Origin of the sequence: Pseudoclavibacter terrae (genome assembly GCF_008831075.1) — a bacterium.
In the GTDB taxonomy this organism is placed as follows: Bacteria; Actinomycetota; Actinomycetes; order Actinomycetales; family Microbacteriaceae; genus Pseudoclavibacter; species Pseudoclavibacter terrae.
The window spans coordinates 127,048-143,858 of sequence record NZ_WBJX01000004.1 but is presented as its reverse complement, the minus strand read 5'-3'; the positions used below and the strand labels follow the sequence as shown (position 1 = coordinate 143,858).

Sequence of the window (16,811 nt, the reverse complement as noted above, 5' to 3'; positions counted from 1 at the left end):
CGCGGCTCAGGGGTCGGACCTTGCAGGGCCCGCGGTCGGTCAGGCCTCGACCTGCCCGGCCCAGGACCGCACGATGCCCGCCAGTGCCGCGCGCGCATCCTCGAACTCAGCGAGGCTCGAGAACGACGCGATGGCCCGGTTTCGTCCGGGCCACGTGAGCAGCTTCGGTGGAGCGGGCACCACGACCTCGGGATGCTCCGGCTTCACCTTCGCGCCCGTATGCAGCACGAGCTGCACGGCGCTCGGGCGCCGCAGGTTGAGGGTGGCGAAGTCGTCGGCGACCTCGTAGTTCGGCGCCTTCCACTTGATGCTCTCGACGACGGCGGGGTGCGCGTCGAGCAAGAGCGCCCGCAGGCCCACCGCGACGTCCTTCAGCGGATGCTCGAGCTCGGCGAAGTAGGCGTCGACATCCGGCGACGGGGCAGCGGTCATGCCGTCAGCGTAGACCCGTGGCCTGCTGACGGTCGGGCTCGCCGCCCCGGTCCGGGACGGGCGCCCGGCTAGTACTTCGCGGACTGCCCGCCGTCGATCGGCACAACTGCCGCGTTGATGTAGCTCGCGTCGTCCGAGAGGAGGAACGCGACGACGGCCGCGATCTCCTCCGGCTGCCCGTAGCGCTTCGTCGGGTTGATCTGGATGAACTGCTCTGCGGCCTTCTTGGGGTTCTCCGCGTCGAGCTGGCGCATGGAGTTCTCGACCATCGGGGTCCAGATCGCGCCGGGCGCGATGGCGTTGATGCGCACGCCGAACTGCCCGTACTCGACGGCCGAGTTACGGGTGAGGCCGACGACTCCGTGCTTCGCGGCCGCGTAGCCGGACTGGTTGCCGACGCCACGGATGCCGCCGACGGAGGCCGTGTTCACGACGTAGCCGGAGCCCTGCTCGCGCATGACCTTGAGCACCTTCTCGAGGCCGAGGAACACCCCGCGGAGGTTGATGGAGACGACCCGCTCGAACTCCTCGGCGCCGAAGTCCTCGGTGAGGTTCTGGCGGCCCTCGATGCCGGCATTGTTGAAGAAGCCGTCGATACGGCCGAAGCGCTCCACGGTGGCCGCGACGTACGCCTCGGTCTCGGCTTCGCTCGAGACGTCCGCGGTCGTCGTGAAGACCTCGGCGTCTGGCGCGGCCTCGAGGATGGCGGCCCTGCTCGCCTCCAGCCCCTGCTCGGAGATGTCGACGAGCGCGAGCTTCCCACCTTCGCTCGCGACGCGGACGGCGGTCGCGCGGCCGAGACCGGACCCTCCGCCAGTGATCAGAACGACCTTGTTGGTGAACCGGGACATGCTGCTCCTTCGTTGAATCGCATCGCCCGGCAGTCGCAGGACGACACTTTAGTTATGTCGTGGGCCAGTGAATTTATTCCCCGAGCCTGACGCGCTGCCACCCCACACCTCCGCCCCCAGGGAGCATCCACATCCGCTTCCTAGGATTGCCGCATGACTCAGGCGACGCAGGATGCACGGCCAGACGGCGAAGAAGCGGCACGCGACGAAGCGGACGAGCAGGGCGTGTACTCGAAAGCGGGTCAGCCCTTCGACCGCGACACGAACTACATCGGCGACCGCATCACGAAGGACGCGCGCCCGGTGGGCGACGGCATCCAGACCTGGCCCGTCGAAGCCGGCCGCTACCGACTCGTCGTCGCCCGCGCCTGCCCCTGGGCGAACCGCGCCATCATCGTGCGCCGCCTCCTCGGCCTCGAGGACGCGATCTCGATGGGCGTCTGCGGACCCGTCCACGACAAGCGCTCGTGGACGTTCGACAAGGACCCGGACGGACTCGACCCCGTGCTCCGCATCCCGCGCATCCAGGACGCCTACCTCACTCGCTTCCCCGACTACCCGCGCGGCATCACGGTGCCCGCGATCGTGGATGTGCCGAGCGGCGGAGTCGTCACCAACGACTACCCGTGGATCACGCTCGACTTCTCGACGGAGTGGACCGAGTTCCACCGCGACGGGGCGCCCGACCTCTACCCGGAGCCGCTGCGCGACGAGATGGACGCCGTCATGAAGCACATCTACACGGAGATCAACAACGGCGTCTACCGGTGCGGCTTCGCGGGCTCGCAGGAAGCCTACGACGAGGCCTACGACCGGCTCTTCACGGCGCTCGACATCGTCTCCGAGCGGCTCGAGACCCGCCGCTACCTCATGGGCGACACCATCACCGAAGCCGACGTGCGACTCTTCACGACGCTCGCCCGCTTCGACGCCGTCTACCACGGCCACTTCAAGTGCAACCGGCAGAAGCTCAGCGAGATGCCGGTGCTGTGGGCCTACGCGCGCGACCTGTTCCAGACTCCAGGCTTCGGCGACACCACCGACTTCGTCGACATCAAGCGCCACTACTACGAGGTGCACCGCGACATCAACCCGAGCGGCATCGTGCCAGCTGGCCCCGAGCTGCACAACTGGAACCTGCCGCATTTCCGCGAGCAGCTCGGCGGCTCCCCGTTCGGCGACGGCACCCCTCCGGGGCCGAACCTCGAACCCATCGAAGCTGGCCACGACCTCGTGCACCTCGGGCGGTCGCACGCATGAGCGCCTCCGTGGTCGACGTGCTCGACGACTTCGCCGGGCGCCCCCTCGAGGCCGCCGAGCGCCTCGCGCGCGACCTGACCGGGGGAACCCTCAACGCGCATCCCGGCGGCCACGACAACTCGATCGCCTGGCTGCTCTGGCACACGGGACGCGAGATCGACGTCCAGGTCGCCGGGCTCACCGAGGGGCAGGAAGTCTGGTCCTCTCAAGGATTCGACAGCCGCTTCGGGCTCGGCGAGCTGGGCGATTCAGTTGGATACGGGCACACGCCCTCCGAGGCGCGGGCCGTGGTCGTCGACGACGCGGCGCTGCTGCTCGATTACCTGCGTGCTGCGACGGATGCGCTGCGCGCGCACATCCGCTCGCTCAGCGCAGACGCCCTCGGCGAGGTCATCGACGAGGACTGGGACCCGCCCGTCACGCGAGCCGCCCGCCTCGTCAGCATCATCGACGACGCGGCGCAGCACATCGGGCAGGCCGCCTACGCGGCCGGGATCCTGCGCAGCTGAGGACGCGCCGGGCGCATCCACGCCCGACCGGTCGTCTTCACCCCGTTTCGATGCACGAAACGGGGTGAAGGCGACCCATCGGCGGCAACGCGCCTAGAACGTGCTCACGGCCTCATTCGCCTCAGACCCAGCGCTGCGACTGCCCTTGCGACCCGTGAAGATCACGATCGCGCCCCCGATCGCCGCGACGAGCGCGATCGCACCCCAGATGCCGACCGCGGCCCACGCGGCCCCGCCGATGACGAGCAGCGGGACGAACGTGATGGCGGCAACCTCGACGGGGACCACGGGCAGGTAGGCGATCGAGAAGTCCTCGAGCGTGCGCGACTTCATGCGCGGGTCCACGATGCGCAGCAGCGCGATGCCCGTCGCGACGGCCCCGGTTGCCCAGCCCCACGTGAAGAGCTGACGCTCGAACCAGCCGTCCTGCATGAGACGCGGCGCCGCGACGAAGCCCAGGACCAGGCAGAAGACGAGCCCGACGAGGAACAGGATGAGCAGCGCCAGCCAGTTGTCGGCGACGATGCTCGGCACGATCGACACCATGCCGCACACGACGAGGACGTCGGTCGCCGCGCCCGAGACCGAACGGAGCGAGTCGGGGTCGATGTACTTGCGGGTCCTGGTGACCGCCATGAGGCCCCGGAGGGCGAGGCCGACGATGAAGGCGATCGAGAAGAGCGGGAACGCAACCGCAGGGATGAGCTCGCCGAGCACCAGGTTGATGCCGTAGGCGCCTGCGGCGACGGCCGCGACGATCGCGGCCTGGAACGCGAGCGACTCGATCGTGCCACCCGAGAAGGTGTGCGTGCCGATCACGGGGCGAGCCTTCACCTGGTCGAGCACGCCCGTGCGCAGATCGTCCGGCATTCCCTTCATCCCCGCGAATTCCTTCGCGTGGCCGCGCATCGCGCCGATCTTCGCCTGGATGATGCCGCCGACCACGCCGACGAGCATGCCGACGGTCGCCGCCGTGAACGCGATCGACTGCACCTCCGGCTGCCCTGCATCCGCGAACACCGCCCCGATCGCAGCCGCGGAGCCGAAGCCGCCAGCCCAGCCGGCGAACAGCATCAGGCCGATGCTGTCGGGTGCCCCGAGCAGCGGACCGAGCAGGAGCAGCACCAGCACGAGGCCGATGACGACCTGCAGCGAGTACATGAGCACGCCGTACGCGGCGAAGCCGGCAACGTTGCGGCCGATCTTGAAGATGTTGAAGTCATCGGTGAGCGCGAGGCACGCGAACACGATGACGATGAGCAGCGAGCCGTACGTGCCGAGCTGATCGGAGAAGGGAAGCAGGCCGAGCCCGTTCGGGCCGAGCAGCAGGCCAAGGGCTCCCGCGATGACGGAAGCCGGGATCATCATGGTCTGCAGGGGCTTGATCGTGGCTCTCGCGAGCGTGCCGACGATGAGCAGCATGCCGATGAGGCCGGCATCGACGAGGAGAGCTTGAGGCGTGTACTCCACGGGGACTCTTTTCTGTGGTGAGGGATCTTCGGCCCGGTCGACGGTGACCGGCTGGGTCGTGCGGTCAGCTGATGAGGGCGTGCGCGGACGCCCAGGAGCGGAGGGATGCGGTCAGCGGTTCGAGAAGCCCGAGCGGATCGCCTGCGGTGACCCGAACGGCCAGGGGGTAGCTGTGCTCCGCGTCCTGCAGCTCGCGGAACGCCACCCCGGGCCACGGATGCACCGCGAGGGACTGCGGGACGAGGGCGACCCCGAGCCCACAGCTCACGAGCCCGAGCATCGCCTGTTCGCTGGTCACCCGGGAGGCGATGCGCAGCGGGTTGCCCGAGCGGAGGAACGCGCCGACCGTCAGATCGAACGCGAGCGGAGCGCGGCCGCGGTCGAAGAGCACCAGGGGATGGTCGCGCAGCTCGTCGGTGGAGATCGCCTCTCGGCCTGCGAGCTCGTGCCCCTCGGCGACCGCGACGCAGAGGCGCTCGCGGAAGGCGACCACGTGCCGGTCGCTGTCTGGGGACAGGTCGCGGAGCAGGGCGACGTCGAGGTCGCCATCGTCGACGGACGTCGTCAGGTCGGCGTTGCTGCCGTCTGCGACGTCGACGGCGAAGGGTGCAAGCGCTTCCGAGCGGATGAGCGCGGGCAGCGCGCTGGAGAAGAGCGAGCTGACCGAGCCGATGCGCAGCACCCGCGTCGCGGGCTGCTCGCTGGCGGCCGACGCGAGTCGCTGGAGCCCTTCGGCGCGGCGGCGAATCTCGACGGCTTCCGGGTACAGGGCCTCGGCGGCGGCCGTCGGGGTGACGTCGCGGCCGCCGCGTTCGAAGAGCGTCACACCGAGCTGGGTCTCGAGGGCGGCCACGGCCTGACTCACGGGCGACTGGGCCAGGCCGAGCCGTTTTGCTGCGCGCGTGAAGCTGCACTCCGTGTAGACGGCGACGAAGCAGCGGAGCTGCTTGAGGCTGATCTCGCTCATGCGGCGAACCGGTGCGGGGACAGGCGGGAGATGTCGAACTCGGGCGTGCGGCCGAGCGCGATATCCGCGAGGAGGTCGCCGAAGGCGGGGGTGAACTTGAACCCGTGCCCCGAGTATCCGGTGCCGACCGTGACCCGGTCGCTGATCCTCCCGATGACCGGAGTCTTGTCGGCTGTGAAGATGTCGGCGTGCACGGAGTGCTTCGCGATCCCGTCCGGAAGTCCGGGGATGAGGGTGTGGATGTCTCGCGAGATCTTCGCGCGTTCCGCGGCGCTCAACCGGCGTTCGAGGTGCTCTGGGGCATCGATGTCTCCCCACTTCGCGTCGTAGCCGGCTTTCACGAGCGAACCGTCGAGCGTGGGGACGCCGAAGATGTGCACCGCGCCGTGGTCGCGGATGAACGCGGGGAAGACCGCGGGGTCGAAGTCGCTGGGGTTCTGCGGGGCGAACCAGGTGAGGGCGATGGGCTTGATCGTGAGGTGCCGGTCGAGGGTTGGCAGGAGCATCGGGGTCCAGATGCCCGCCGAGACGATGACCTGCTTGGCCGTGAGCGTACCCTCGGGGGTCACGACGCGGACTGCGTCCCCGGTCTCCTCGATCGAGAGCACCGGCGAGTTGCCGCGGAGCTCGGCACCGGCCGCGGTCGCGCGCCGCTGGATCTCGGTGACCGCCGATTCCGGTCGAAGCGCACCACCTAGCTCGTCGAGCACAGCGATCTCGTCGCTCAGCCCCTGGTGCTGCGGGTAGCGCGCCGCGAGCTCGGCCGTCGTGAACGTGGTGTGCGGGATGTCAGCCGCGGCGAGCGAACGACGGACCTGCTCCATGCGGGGATCTGCCGGCGACCCGATCGAGAGCACCCCGGTCGGGTGGAAGATCGGCGCGAGGCTCTCGTCTGCGAGCTCAAGCCACGCCCGACGGGATGCGAGGAGCAGCGGCACGTAGTGGGCGCCCTCGTGGTACGCCGCGCGGAACAGGCGGCTCTCGCCCGCGTAGGCCCCGTCGTCGTGGATGAGCGACTGCGCCTCGAGGCCGAGCACGCTCGCGCCGTTGCAGGCGAGGTTCCAGGACGCGTACGAACCGGCGGCCCCGAGGCCGATGACAATGACGTCTGCATCCATGCTGACGATACTGCGACGATCTCTCCCGCGACACAAGACGTAAAACAGATGGGAGAGAAGAGTTTACAAACGAGAAACAGCTGACCGCCTGCCACACACCCGTGCCGCGTGCGCCGTCAGATGTCCGAGAGGGCCTTCGCGATGGCCAGGTGCATGGTGACGAGCGTCGCCCATCCTTCCTCGGCAACCTGATGCGCGTTCAGCACGGCGTGCGCGATGCACCACTCCCTCGCGTCGTCGAGGTCGATGCCCGCCTCGCCGCAGATGAGCTCGACTCGACTCCGCACCTCGGCATGCATGAGCGACCCGCCACGGTAGTCCTCGACGCGGGTGCGCAGCGCCGGGTACACCTCGAAGCCGGCCGGACCCGCCACGGGCTTCGGGTCGATCGCCAGCCACGGCTCCCGCTCGGCAGCGAGGACGTTGCCATAGTGCAGGTCCAGATGCAGCAGCTTCTGGTCGTAGGGCCGGGAGTCGAACGTGTCGAGCGCCCGGTCTACCCAGCGGCGAGGCACCGACGGCGGATGAGCGCGCAACGGCTCGATCCACCCGCGCGCCTCTGCGCGGAAGTCAGGAACCGAGTGCGGGGGAGCGACGTTCAGCCGACGCAGCAGGCCGCCGATCACGAGGCAGGCGTCGTCCGTCTCGATCGCGTGCAGGTCCCGATCCGAGTCGAGCGGCTCGAGAAGCAGCGCGAAGTCCGCCGGGTGGGCGGCAGCCAGCCGCACGATGCCGGCGCCGTTCCAATGCCGCAGGCCGAGGTGCTCGGACGCCGCCTCCCGGTGCGGCCAGCTGAGCTTCAGCATGTGCGGCTCACCGCGCCGCGTGACCGGGATGACGATCGCATTGTGCCCGTTGCAGGCGTCACCTGCCACGGCGAGATCCCAGGCGTCGAGCCGCTCGTCGATGAGCGAGGGCAGTCGGCGCAGCCAGGCGTCGCCGTCATCCGTGATGTCCGCGGGCCGCCCCGAGAGGCGCCGCACGAGGTCGTCCGGAATCAGCACTTTGCCCTCGCGTTCGACATGCGCCGAAGCTACACCATGCTGATCGCGCAAAAAGGCCCGAGTTCGCAATGCGAACTCGGGCCTGTCTGTCGGGGTAGCGGGATTTGAACCCACGACCTCTTCGTCCCGAACGAAGCGCGCTACCAAACTGCGCCACACCCCGATCGCTCACCGCCGAGCGGCGAACTCCCCAAGAGTACCCGAAGCTGGCTCGCGCCGCCAACCGAGGGCGCGAGCCGCGGAAACTCCTAGGGGCCGGACGAGATGAACAGGCGAAGCTGCCCGGTCGGCTCGATCGGCGTGCCCGTTGCAGGGTCGGTGCGAATCACCTGGCCGCTCGGAACGGTGGCGTTCGCCTCGGAGATGACGGTCACTGTTCCGGTGAACCCCGCACCCGCCAGAAGCGAGGTCGCCTCGTCCTGCGTCTTCCCGGTCACGTCAGGAGCCAGCAGGCCGGTCGTCGAATCATCGGGAAGCGCGGAGGGATGGATGGTGACCGTCGTTCCCTTGTCGACACGCGTGTTCGCGGTCGGCAGGGTGTTCGCGACGCTGCCAGGAGACTGGTCCGAGTCGACCGAGGGGCCGATCGAGACGCCGAAGCCGAGGCTCTCGAGCACCTGGCGCGCCTCCTCCGTGGAGCGTCCCGTCAGGTCCGGGATCGTCGCGAGAACCAGGGCGTCCTCATCCTCGACGTACTCGGGGAAGTCCCCACCCCCGTAGGTGCTCATCGCGTGCCCGATGATGTCGTTGAAGAGCACGTGACGCGTCTGGCTTCCCGCCGCGAGCGGCAGGTCGACGTCGTACATGGGCACGAGGCCGTTGGCGTTGCCGACCCAGACGGCGAGGCCGACCTTCGTCGTCGCCCCGACCATCCACGTCTGCAGGCCGTTGTCGGTGGTGCCCGTCTTGCCGATGAGCGGCACGATGCCCGGGTTCGACCGGGAACCGGTGCCCCCGTTGACGACTCCGGCGAGTGCCTCGTCGACGCCGGCCGCGACCTGCGGCGAGACGGCCTGGATGCAGCGCGACTTGGGTCCGGTGACCTCCGTGCCGTCCGGCAGCGTCACACGGTCGATGCCCGTGGGGGAGCAGGAGACGCCGTTGTTCGCGAGACCCGACATGACGGTCGCCATGGACAGCGGCGCCATCTCGTTGGCGGCGCCCAGGATGGCGGCGGGAACGGACTGGTTGATGGCTCCGTCGGCGCGGTGGCCGCCGAGTGCCATCGCGGTGTCGCGGATGCGGCACTGGTCGAGGCGCTCCGCCATCGTCACGTAGGCGGTGTTGATCGACGACGCCGTCGCCGACTTCACGGAGACGGTGCCGACCCGCTGGCCGCTGTCGTTGGTCGGTGCCCAGGGGCCGTCGGATTCGGCGTCGCAGGTGTTGGAGAAGTTCTCCAGGTAGAACGTGCGGTTCTGGCCTGGCACGGAGGAGTAGAGCGACTTGCCAGACGCGATCCACTCGGCGAGCGTGAAGATCTTGTAGGTCGATCCGGTCTGGAAGCCCGTCGAGCCTCCGTACTCGTAGTCGGTGTTGTAGTTCACCGAGGTGACGCCGGGCTGCTCCTGGTTCTCGGCGACCTCGCTGAACTGGGTGTTCTGCACCATCGCGAGGATGCGTCCCGTGCCGTTCTCGACCATGGAGGCGGCGGCGCCCAGGTCGGTTCCCGGGTAGGTCGACGGCACCGCGTTCTGCATGGACTGCGTCGCGACGCTCTGCATGTCGAGGTCCAGGGACGTGTAGATCTTGTAGCCCTTGCCGGCGAGGTTGAAGTTGCGCTCCGCTTCGGTGGCGCCGAACGCCTCGTCCTGGAGCACGGAGAGCTGCACGAACTTGCAGAAGTACTTCGCGTTGCCCTCGGCGAACTCGCAGCCGTGGTTGGGGTCCTTGACGTTCGGCTCGACCGGCAGCGCGATGGTTGACTCGTAGGTCGCCTGATCGATGGCGCCCTCTTCCATCATGCGCATGAGGATGTAGTCGCGGCGTTCCTTGTTGCCCTCGATGTTCTCTTCGCGGTCGAGTCGGTAGGCGTTGGGCTCCTGCACGATGGCGATGAGGCTCGCAGCCTCCTGCAGGTTCAGGTCGATCGCCGGCTTGCCGAAGTAGCGCTGCGCGGCCGACTCGATGCCGTACGTGGTGCCGCCGAAGAGGGCGATGTTGAGGTAGCCCTGGAGGATCTCGTCCTTCGAGTACTGCTGCTCGACGCCGATGGCGAGGCGCATCTCCTGCAGCTTGCGGCCCGTGTTCGGGTCGGTCGCCTCGATGTAGGCCTTCTCGCTCTCGGCCGGGTCGAGGATCGCCTCGGCCTCCTGCACGCGCACGTTGCGGACCCACTGCATGGTGATGGTGGAGGCGCCGGCGGAGGCGTCGCCGATGACGGACGTGACGAGCGCGCGGGCCGCGGAGATGACGTCGACGCCGTCGTGCTCGCGGAAGCGCGGGTCCTCGACCGAGATCGCCGCGAGCGGCACCCACGGTGAGATCTTGTCGAGCGGGACCTCGACGCGGTTCTGGTTGTAGAACTGGGCGAACTTGACGTCCTGCCCGCCCTGCTTCGCGTAGAGCTCGGTGACCTGCTGGAGCTCGTTGATCTCCAGGTAGTCGGGGAGGCTCTCGAAGAGGTTGATCGAGCTGTTCTCCGCGATGTTGGCGACGGAGACGAGCGGAGTCACGAGCGCGGTGATCAGGACGGCGGCGAGGCCGCTCACCCCGACCAGGCCGAGGACGCGCGTCAACGGACCGCGCTTCCAGCTTCCACGTTTCTTTGTTGCCATGGCGTCACGATACCCGGGGTAGGAAGGTCAGAAGCGTCGCCTCCGGCGGGCACGCGAAACGCACGGGGGCGTATATCGACGTGCCGAGGCCGGCGGAGACGTGGAGTGCGGCCGTGCGGCCGCGCGAGGTCCACGTGCTCAGGCCCTTGACCTGCTCGCGTGGGATGTCGCAGTTGGTGACGAGTGCGCCGTAGCCGGGCACGCAGACCTGCCCGCCGTGCGTGTGCCCGGCGAAGATCGCATCCGCACCGAGGTCGACGAGGCCGCTCAGCACCCGCTGGTATGGGGCGTGCGCGAGCCCGATCGTGAGGTCCCAGTCCTGGCCCTCCGATGCCTCCCGCAGCGCCTTGCCTGCGGCGGCGAAGTCGTCGGCCTCGATGTGCGGATCGTTGACCCCGAAGAAGCGGATGCGCCTGCCGGCGACCTCGAGGACGGCCGCCATGTTGTTGAGTGGCGTCCATCCGAGGCGGTTGAAGTGCCCCGTGAGGGTCTTCGTGTCGAGGTGCGGGGCCTTCTTCGCGACGTGCGCGGAGCGGCCGAAGTAGGTGAAGGGATTCTTGAGCACGGGCCCCAGGTAGTCGTTCGAGCCGTAGACGTGCACCGAGGGGATGCCCTCGAACGGCTCCAGCATGTGCGCGACCGTTGGGATGGCGTCGACGTGGCCCAGGTTGTCGCCGGTGCCGACGACGAGGTCGGGCTTCAGCGCGGCGAGGCCCCTCACGAAGTCCTGCTTCTTCCGCTGCCACGGCGCGACATGGAAGTCGCTGAGGTGCAGCACGCGCAGCGGGGCCGAGCCGGGCGGCAGGATGCGCGACTCGACGCGGCGCAGACGGAAGGCCCGGCGCTCGATCATCGTGCCGTAGACGGCGGTCGCCGCCCCCACCCCGAGGAGGGTGAGGGCGACGGCGCTGGCTGCCCCGAGAGGGGATGAGCCAGGTTTGAGTCCGGGAGGTCTCCCGGAGCTCGAGGTGGCGACGGAATTCGCCATGGTGGAACTCGTTTCAGTCAGTGCGATGACCCGCTAGGGGCCGGAAGAGACGTAGACCTGGATGGACCCGGTGCGCTCGAGCTCTGCGCCGGGGGCCGGGTCGGTGCGGATGACCTGCCCGCTCGGCACGGTCTCGCTCTTCTCGGTCAGGATCGCCATCGTGCCGTTGAACCCCAGCTGGGACAGCGTCGACTGCGCCTGCTCCTGGGTCTGACCGGCGAGGTCAGGGGCGGCGAGGGCGTCGGACGTCGGCGCGGTGTCCGGTCCGCGCGACGGGTTGATCGTGATCGTCGTGCCCTGCGTGACGCGCGTGTTGGCGCTCGGCAGTGTGCTCGCGACGGTTCCCTCCGGCTGGTCGGATTCGACCGGGTTGCCGACAGAGACGCTGAAACCGAGCCCCTCGAGGGACGTCTTCGCCTCAGCCGTCGACTTGCCGGCGAGGTCTGGGACCGTCACCTGCTCGTTCTGGACGGCGCTGCCGGTGGGCTCGGGGAACGAGTCGCCGCCGTAGACGCGCATCGCCTGCGCGATGACATCGTTGAAGATGACGTGACGGGTCTGGCTGCCGACGGCGCGAGGCAGGTCCACGCCGTACATGGGCACCTGTCCGCTCGCGTTGCCGACCCAGACGGCGAGGCCGACCTTCGAGGTCGCGCCGACCATCCACGTCTGCAGGCCGCTGTCCGTCGTGCCGGTCTTGCCCATCAGGGGGGCGATGCCGGGGTTGGATGCGCTGCCGGTGCCGCCGTTCGCGACGCCCTGGAGCGCCGAGGTGACTCCGGCGGCGACCTCCGGGGTGACGGCCTGGTTGCACGTCGACTTCGGTGCCTCGAGGGAGGATCCGTCGCGCAGCGTGATGCTGTCGATGGCGATGGGCGAGCACGTGACGCCGCCGTTCGCGAAGCCGGCTACCGCGGTCGCCATGGAGAGCGGCGCGATGGTATTCGTGCCGAGCACGGCTGCCGGGTTCGACTCGTTGACCGCACCGTCGGCGCGGTGCGCGCCCATGGCCATGGCCGTGTCGCGGATGCGGCACTGGTCGAGCTGCTCAGCCATCGCCACGTAGGCCGTGTTGATGGACTGCGATGTGGCCTGGCGGACGGAGACGTTGCCGACCTTCGCGCCGCCGTCGTTCGTCGGGGACCAGGAGCCGCCGTCGGCGCCGAGGCACGAGTTCTGGAAGTTGATGAGGTTGAAGGCGCGGTCCTTGCCGTTGACCGACGCGTTGAGCGATTTGCCCGACGCGAGCCATTCGGCGAGCGTGAACATCTTGTACGTCGAGCCGACCTGGAAGCCGGTGGATCCGCCGTACTCGTAGTCGGTGTTGTAGTTCACCGAGGTGTAGCCGGGTTGACCAGCCAGTTCCTCCGTGTCACCGAAGGCGGTGTTCTGCACCATCATGAGCACGCGGCCCGTGCCCTCTTCGACCATGGAGGCAGCCGACCCCATGTCCATGCCCTCGACGTACGCGGGAACCGCGGAGGCCATCGAGGCCTGGCCCTGCGCCTGCATGTCGAGGTCGAGGGTGGTCTTGATCTGGTAGCCCTTGGTCTGGAAGTTGAACTGCCGTTCCTCGTACGTCTCGCCGAAGGCCGGGTCCTGCACCATGATGAGCCGGACGTAGTCGCAGAAGTACTGCGCGTTGCCCTCGGCGGCGCCACAGCCGTGCCTCGGCTCGGTCGGGCGGGGCTCCACGGGCGTCGCGATGGTCGCCTCGTAGGTCGCCTGGTCGATCGCGCCTTCCTCCATCATGCGCATGAGGATGTAGTCGCGGCGGATCTTGTTCGCCTCGATGTTCTCTGGCACGTCGAGGCGGTAGGCGTTGGGCTCCTGCACGATGGCGATGAGGCTGGCCGACTCCTGCAGGTTCAGGTCGAGGGCCGACTTCCCGAAGTAGCGCTGTGCCGCCGACTCGATGCCGTACGTCGTGCCGCCGAAGAGGGCGATGTTCAGGTAGCCCTGCAGGATCTCGTCCTTCGAGAACTGCTTCTCGACGCCGATCGCGAGGCGCATCTCCTGGAGCTTGCGGCCGGTGGTGGTCTCGGTCGCCTCGAGGTAGGCCTTGTCGCGCTCCTCCTGGTTCGGGATCGCTTCGGCCGTCTGCACGCGCACGTTGCGGACGTACTGCATGGTGATCGTGGATGCGCCCGCCGCGCCGTCGCCGATGACGGACTGCGCGAGAGCTCGTGCCGCGGAGATCACGTCGACGCCGCCGTGCTCACGGAAGCGCGGGTCTTCCACCGAGATAGCCGCCGCTGCGACGTACGGGGAGATCTGGTCGAGCGAGACCTCCTCGCGGTTCTGGTTGTAGAACTCGGCGAACTTCTGTCCGTTGGAGGCGTACAGCTCGGTCTTCTGCTGCAGCGAGCCGATCTCGAGGTACGTCGGGAGGTTCTCGAACAGCGAGATGGTGCTGTTCGCGGCCACACCGGTGACGGCAATGAGCGGCGTGATCATGGCCGTGACGAGCACGCCCGCGACTCCGCTCATACCGAGCAGCCCTAGGAGGCCACCCAGAATGTTGCGTTTGGGCGCCCCTGGATTCGTGACAGACATAGGATCAAGGGTAAGTCACACCCGCTCTCGGCGTCTTCAGGAGTGTTCAATGAGAACCCCATGAAGCGCCTGAGCGCTCACGCACAGGAGGACGTCCATGCAGAAGTGGGAATATTTCATCACCCCGCTCCCGTTGCACACCCCCACTGTCATCCTCAACAACTGGGGTGCTCAGGGCTGGGAACTGGTCCAGGTTTCCACCAACGCTGAGGGCGGCTCCGTCGCCTACATGAAGCGTCCGATCGCGGGGGAGCAGTCATGAGCCAGGTCGAAGAGCGTCTCGGCGCCATGGGAATGGCGGTGCCGCCCGTCGCCGCTCCGGTCGCCGACTACGTCCCGGCTGTCGAGCACGGCGGTCTCGTCTACACGTCCGGCCAGCTGCCGTTCATCGAGGGCGCCATCCCCGAGAAGGGCAAGGTCGGCGCCGAGGTGCCGCGCGATGATGCGATCGAGTTCGCCGCCTTCGCCGGCCTCAACGCGCTCGCCGCCATCAAGTCCGTCATCGGCGACCTCGACCGCGTCACGCGCGTGGTGAAGGTCACGGTCTACGTCGCCTCCGCTCCGGACTTCACGGAGCAGCCCCTGGTCGCCAACGGCGTCTCCGAGATGCTCGGCCTCGCGTTCGGCGATGCGGGCAAGCATGTCCGCGCCGCGGTCGGCGTCGCCGTGCTGCCGCTCGACTCGCCCGTCGAGGTCGACCTCATCGTCGCGTACGAATAGCGAGCTCGCCCGCGAGCATCCGCACGCCACGAAGCCCTGCACCCCTCTTCCGGGAGGTGCAGGGCTTCGTTCGTCCCGCCGTGCGGATCAGTCGTCGTCAGCGGTCCCGGATGCGACGCCCGCGGAGATCGCGGACATCACGGACGCATCGGTGAGCGTGGTCGTGTCACCCACGGCCTTGCCGTCCGCCACGTCTCGAAGCAGGCGGCGCATGATCTTGCCGGAACGCGTCTTCGGCAGCTCGGCGACGACGTACACCTGGCGCGGCCTGGCGATCGCGCCGATCTTCGTCGAGACGTGCGAGCGCAGCACCTGGGGTGCGTCCGACGCCTCGATCTCGGCCTTCTTGCTCTCCTTGAGCACGACGAACGCGACGACCGCCTGCCCCGTCGTCTCATCGCTCGCGCCGACGACCGCCGACTCGGCGACGAACGGGTGGTCGACGAGCGCCGACTCGATCTCCGTCGTCGAGAGCCGGTGCCCGGAGACGTTCATGACGTCGTCAACCCGACCGAGCAGCCACAGGTGGCCGTCCTTGTCGACGCCCGCGCCGTCGCCCGCGAAGTAGCGCCCGGGGAACTGCGACCAGTACGTCTCGATGAACCGCTCGCGGTCCCCGTAGATGCCGCGCGCCATGGAAGGCCACGGCTCGGTGATCGTGAGCAGGCCCATCTCACCCGGATTGACCCGCTCACCCTGGTCGTCGACGACCTCGACGACAACACCGGGCACCGGCACCTGCGCGGCACCGGGCTTGAGCGCCACCTGGCTGGGGATCGCGGAGATCATGATGGCCCCCGTCTCCGTCTGCCACCACGTGTCGACGACCGGCACCCGGTTGCCGCCGATGACCTCCCGGTACCAGGCCCACGCCTCCGGGTTGATCGGCTCGCCCACCGAGCCGAGCAGGCGGATCGATGAGAGGTCGTACTTGGCGGGGATCTGCCTGCCCGACTTCATGTAGCCGCGGATCGCCGTCGGCGCCGTGTAGAAGATCGTGACGCCGTAGCGCTGGATGATGTCGAACCAGCGGCCGAGGTCCGGAGTGTCGTGCGTGCCCTCGTACATGACCTGCGTCGAGCCGTTGGCCAGGGGCCCGTAGACGAAATAGCTGTGCCCGGTCACCCAGCCGACGTCGGCCGAGCACCAGTACACGTCCTGCTCCGGCTTGAGGTCGAAGATCGTGCGGTGCGTGAACGAGGTCTGCGTGAGGTAGCCGCCCGTCGTGTGCAGCAGGCCCTTCGGCTTCCCCGTGGTGCCCGACGTGTAGAGGATGAACAGCGGATGCTCGGCGGGGAACGGCTTGGCGACGTGCTCGTCGCCGACCTGCGCGATCTCCTCGTCCCACCACAGGTCCCTGCCCGGCGTGAGCGACACCTCGTTGTCGGCACGACGCACCACGAGGACGTGCTCGACGGTGTGCCCATCGGCCTCGAGCGCCGCATCCACGGTCTCCTTGAGTGGGAAGATGCGGCCCTTGCGGATGCTGCCGTCGCTCGTGATGACGAGCTTGGCGTTCGCATCCTCGACGCGGCTGCGGATTGAGTCGGCGCTGAACCCGCCGAAGATGACGGAGTGCACGGCGCCGATGCGCGCGCAGGCGAGCATCGCGACGACGGTCTCTGGGATCATCGGCATGTAGATCGCGACGACGTCCCCTGCCGCGACGCCGAGGCTCTCCAGGAGGTTCGCGGCACGCTTGACCTCGCCGAGGAGGTCCGAGTACGTGATGGTGCGCTTGTCGCCAGGCTCGCCCTCCCAATAGATCGCGACCCGGTCTCCGTTGCCTGCGAGCACGTGGCGGTCGACGCAGTTGTAGCTGGCGTTGAGCGTGCCGTCGCCGAACCACTTCGCGAACGGGGCGTCGCTCCAGTCGAGGACCTCCGTGAAGGGGGTCGACCAGTGCAGCTCCCTGGCCTGGTCTGCCCAGAAGCCGAGCCTGTCCTCCTCGGCGCGCGCCATGAGGTCTGCGGGTACGGGGGAGGAGGACGTGAAGTCGTCGCTTGGCGGGAAGGTCTCGAGGTCTTCCAGGAGGTGTTCGATCTTGTCAGCCACCACAGGTCCTTTCGCGTCATTGCGATCCGGCACCGCCTCAATGCGGCGCAGCGTGCCAGAAGTCTACGGAGCGAGGATGTGCCGTGACTCCCGCCTTTCGGGGG

Annotated in this window: 14 protein-coding genes and 1 tRNA gene; 4 read left to right on the top strand and 11 right to left on the bottom strand. The window is 68.4% G+C overall.

The features are described from left to right. Positions 1 to 39 precede the first annotated feature (39 nt). Together F8O03_RS12450 and F8O03_RS12445 are read right to left on the bottom strand one after the other, a co-directional pair. Positions 40 to 432, bottom strand: a complete 393-nt coding sequence (locus tag F8O03_RS12450) for a DUF1801 domain-containing protein (protein WP_151424139.1) — start codon at positions 430 to 432, stop codon at positions 40 to 42. A gap of 68 nt (positions 433 to 500) precedes the next feature. Then, positions 501 to 1,283: a glucose 1-dehydrogenase gene (locus F8O03_RS12445; RefSeq protein ID WP_104252167.1), complete on the bottom strand. Its 783-nt coding sequence runs from the start codon at positions 1,281 to 1,283 to the stop codon at positions 501 to 503. Positions 1,284 to 1,436: 153 nt separating this feature from the next. Between F8O03_RS12445 and F8O03_RS12440 the strand changes: the two genes are divergently transcribed. Further along, positions 1,437 to 2,543 (top strand): glutathione S-transferase family protein, encoded by a 1,107-nt coding sequence (locus F8O03_RS12440; RefSeq protein ID WP_151424138.1) that lies wholly within the window; start codon positions 1,437 to 1,439, stop codon positions 2,541 to 2,543. Continuing rightward, complete coding sequence (locus F8O03_RS12435; protein WP_151424137.1) at positions 2,540 to 3,052, top strand: mycothiol transferase; 513 nt, start codon at positions 2,540 to 2,542, stop codon at positions 3,050 to 3,052. Before F8O03_RS12440 ends, F8O03_RS12435 begins: the two co-directional genes overlap by 4 nt. Before the next feature lie 93 nt (positions 3,053 to 3,145). On the opposite strand, the gene F8O03_RS12430 is transcribed toward F8O03_RS12435, so the two are convergent. From F8O03_RS12430 to F8O03_RS12395, 8 genes are all read right to left on the bottom strand, one after another. After that, entirely contained in the window at positions 3,146 to 4,522 is a 1,377-nt protein-coding gene (locus F8O03_RS12430) for a sodium/glutamate symporter (protein ID WP_244296253.1), read from the bottom strand. A 64-nt stretch (positions 4,523 to 4,586) separates the two neighbouring features. Beyond that, positions 4,587 to 5,489, bottom strand: a complete 903-nt coding sequence (locus tag F8O03_RS12425) for a LysR family transcriptional regulator (protein WP_151424136.1) — start codon at positions 5,487 to 5,489, stop codon at positions 4,587 to 4,589. Continuing rightward, positions 5,486 to 6,607 carry an N-methyl-L-tryptophan oxidase gene (gene solA / locus F8O03_RS12420; protein WP_151424135.1) on the bottom strand — a complete coding sequence of 374 codons (1,122 nt, stop codon included), beginning with the start codon at positions 6,605 to 6,607 and terminating at the stop codon, positions 5,486 to 5,488. Before solA ends, F8O03_RS12425 begins: the two co-directional genes overlap by 4 nt. A gap of 116 nt (positions 6,608 to 6,723) precedes the next feature. Next, complete coding sequence (locus F8O03_RS12415) at positions 6,724 to 7,611, bottom strand: aminoglycoside phosphotransferase family protein (RefSeq protein ID WP_167516568.1); 888 nt, start codon at positions 7,609 to 7,611, stop codon at positions 6,724 to 6,726. 89 nt (positions 7,612 to 7,700) lie between these two features. Beyond that, positions 7,701 to 7,774, bottom strand: a tRNA-Pro gene (locus F8O03_RS12410). Between the two features lie 85 nt (positions 7,775 to 7,859). Continuing rightward, on the bottom strand, positions 7,860 to 10,388 hold the full coding sequence (locus tag F8O03_RS12405; protein ID WP_151424133.1) for a transglycosylase domain-containing protein: 2,529 nt from the start codon (positions 10,386 to 10,388) through the stop codon (positions 7,860 to 7,862). Between the two features lie 4 nt (positions 10,389 to 10,392). Beyond that, entirely contained in the window at positions 10,393 to 11,376 is a 984-nt protein-coding gene (locus tag F8O03_RS12400) for a metallophosphoesterase (RefSeq protein ID WP_151424132.1), read from the bottom strand. Positions 11,377 to 11,409: 33 nt separating this feature from the next. Then, positions 11,410 to 13,866 carry a transglycosylase domain-containing protein gene (locus F8O03_RS12395; protein ID WP_167516567.1) on the bottom strand — a complete coding sequence of 819 codons (2,457 nt, stop codon included), beginning with the start codon at positions 13,864 to 13,866 and terminating at the stop codon, positions 11,410 to 11,412. A gap of 163 nt (positions 13,867 to 14,029) precedes the next feature. Between F8O03_RS12395 and sp36 the strand changes: the two genes are divergently transcribed. Next, positions 14,030 to 14,194: a Sp36 family protein gene (gene sp36, locus F8O03_RS18095; protein WP_167516566.1), complete on the top strand. Its 165-nt coding sequence runs from the start codon at positions 14,030 to 14,032 to the stop codon at positions 14,192 to 14,194. Beyond that, complete coding sequence (locus tag F8O03_RS12390) at positions 14,191 to 14,652, top strand: RidA family protein (RefSeq protein ID WP_104312868.1); 462 nt, start codon at positions 14,191 to 14,193, stop codon at positions 14,650 to 14,652. The genes sp36 and F8O03_RS12390 overlap by 4 nt, the downstream gene beginning before the upstream one ends. 87 nt (positions 14,653 to 14,739) lie before the next feature. Here F8O03_RS12390 and acs read toward each other — a convergent pair whose 3' ends face one another. Then, entirely contained in the window at positions 14,740 to 16,707 is a 1,968-nt protein-coding gene (acs, locus tag F8O03_RS12385) for an acetate--CoA ligase (protein ID WP_151424130.1), read from the bottom strand. Positions 16,708 to 16,811 lie beyond the last annotated feature (104 nt).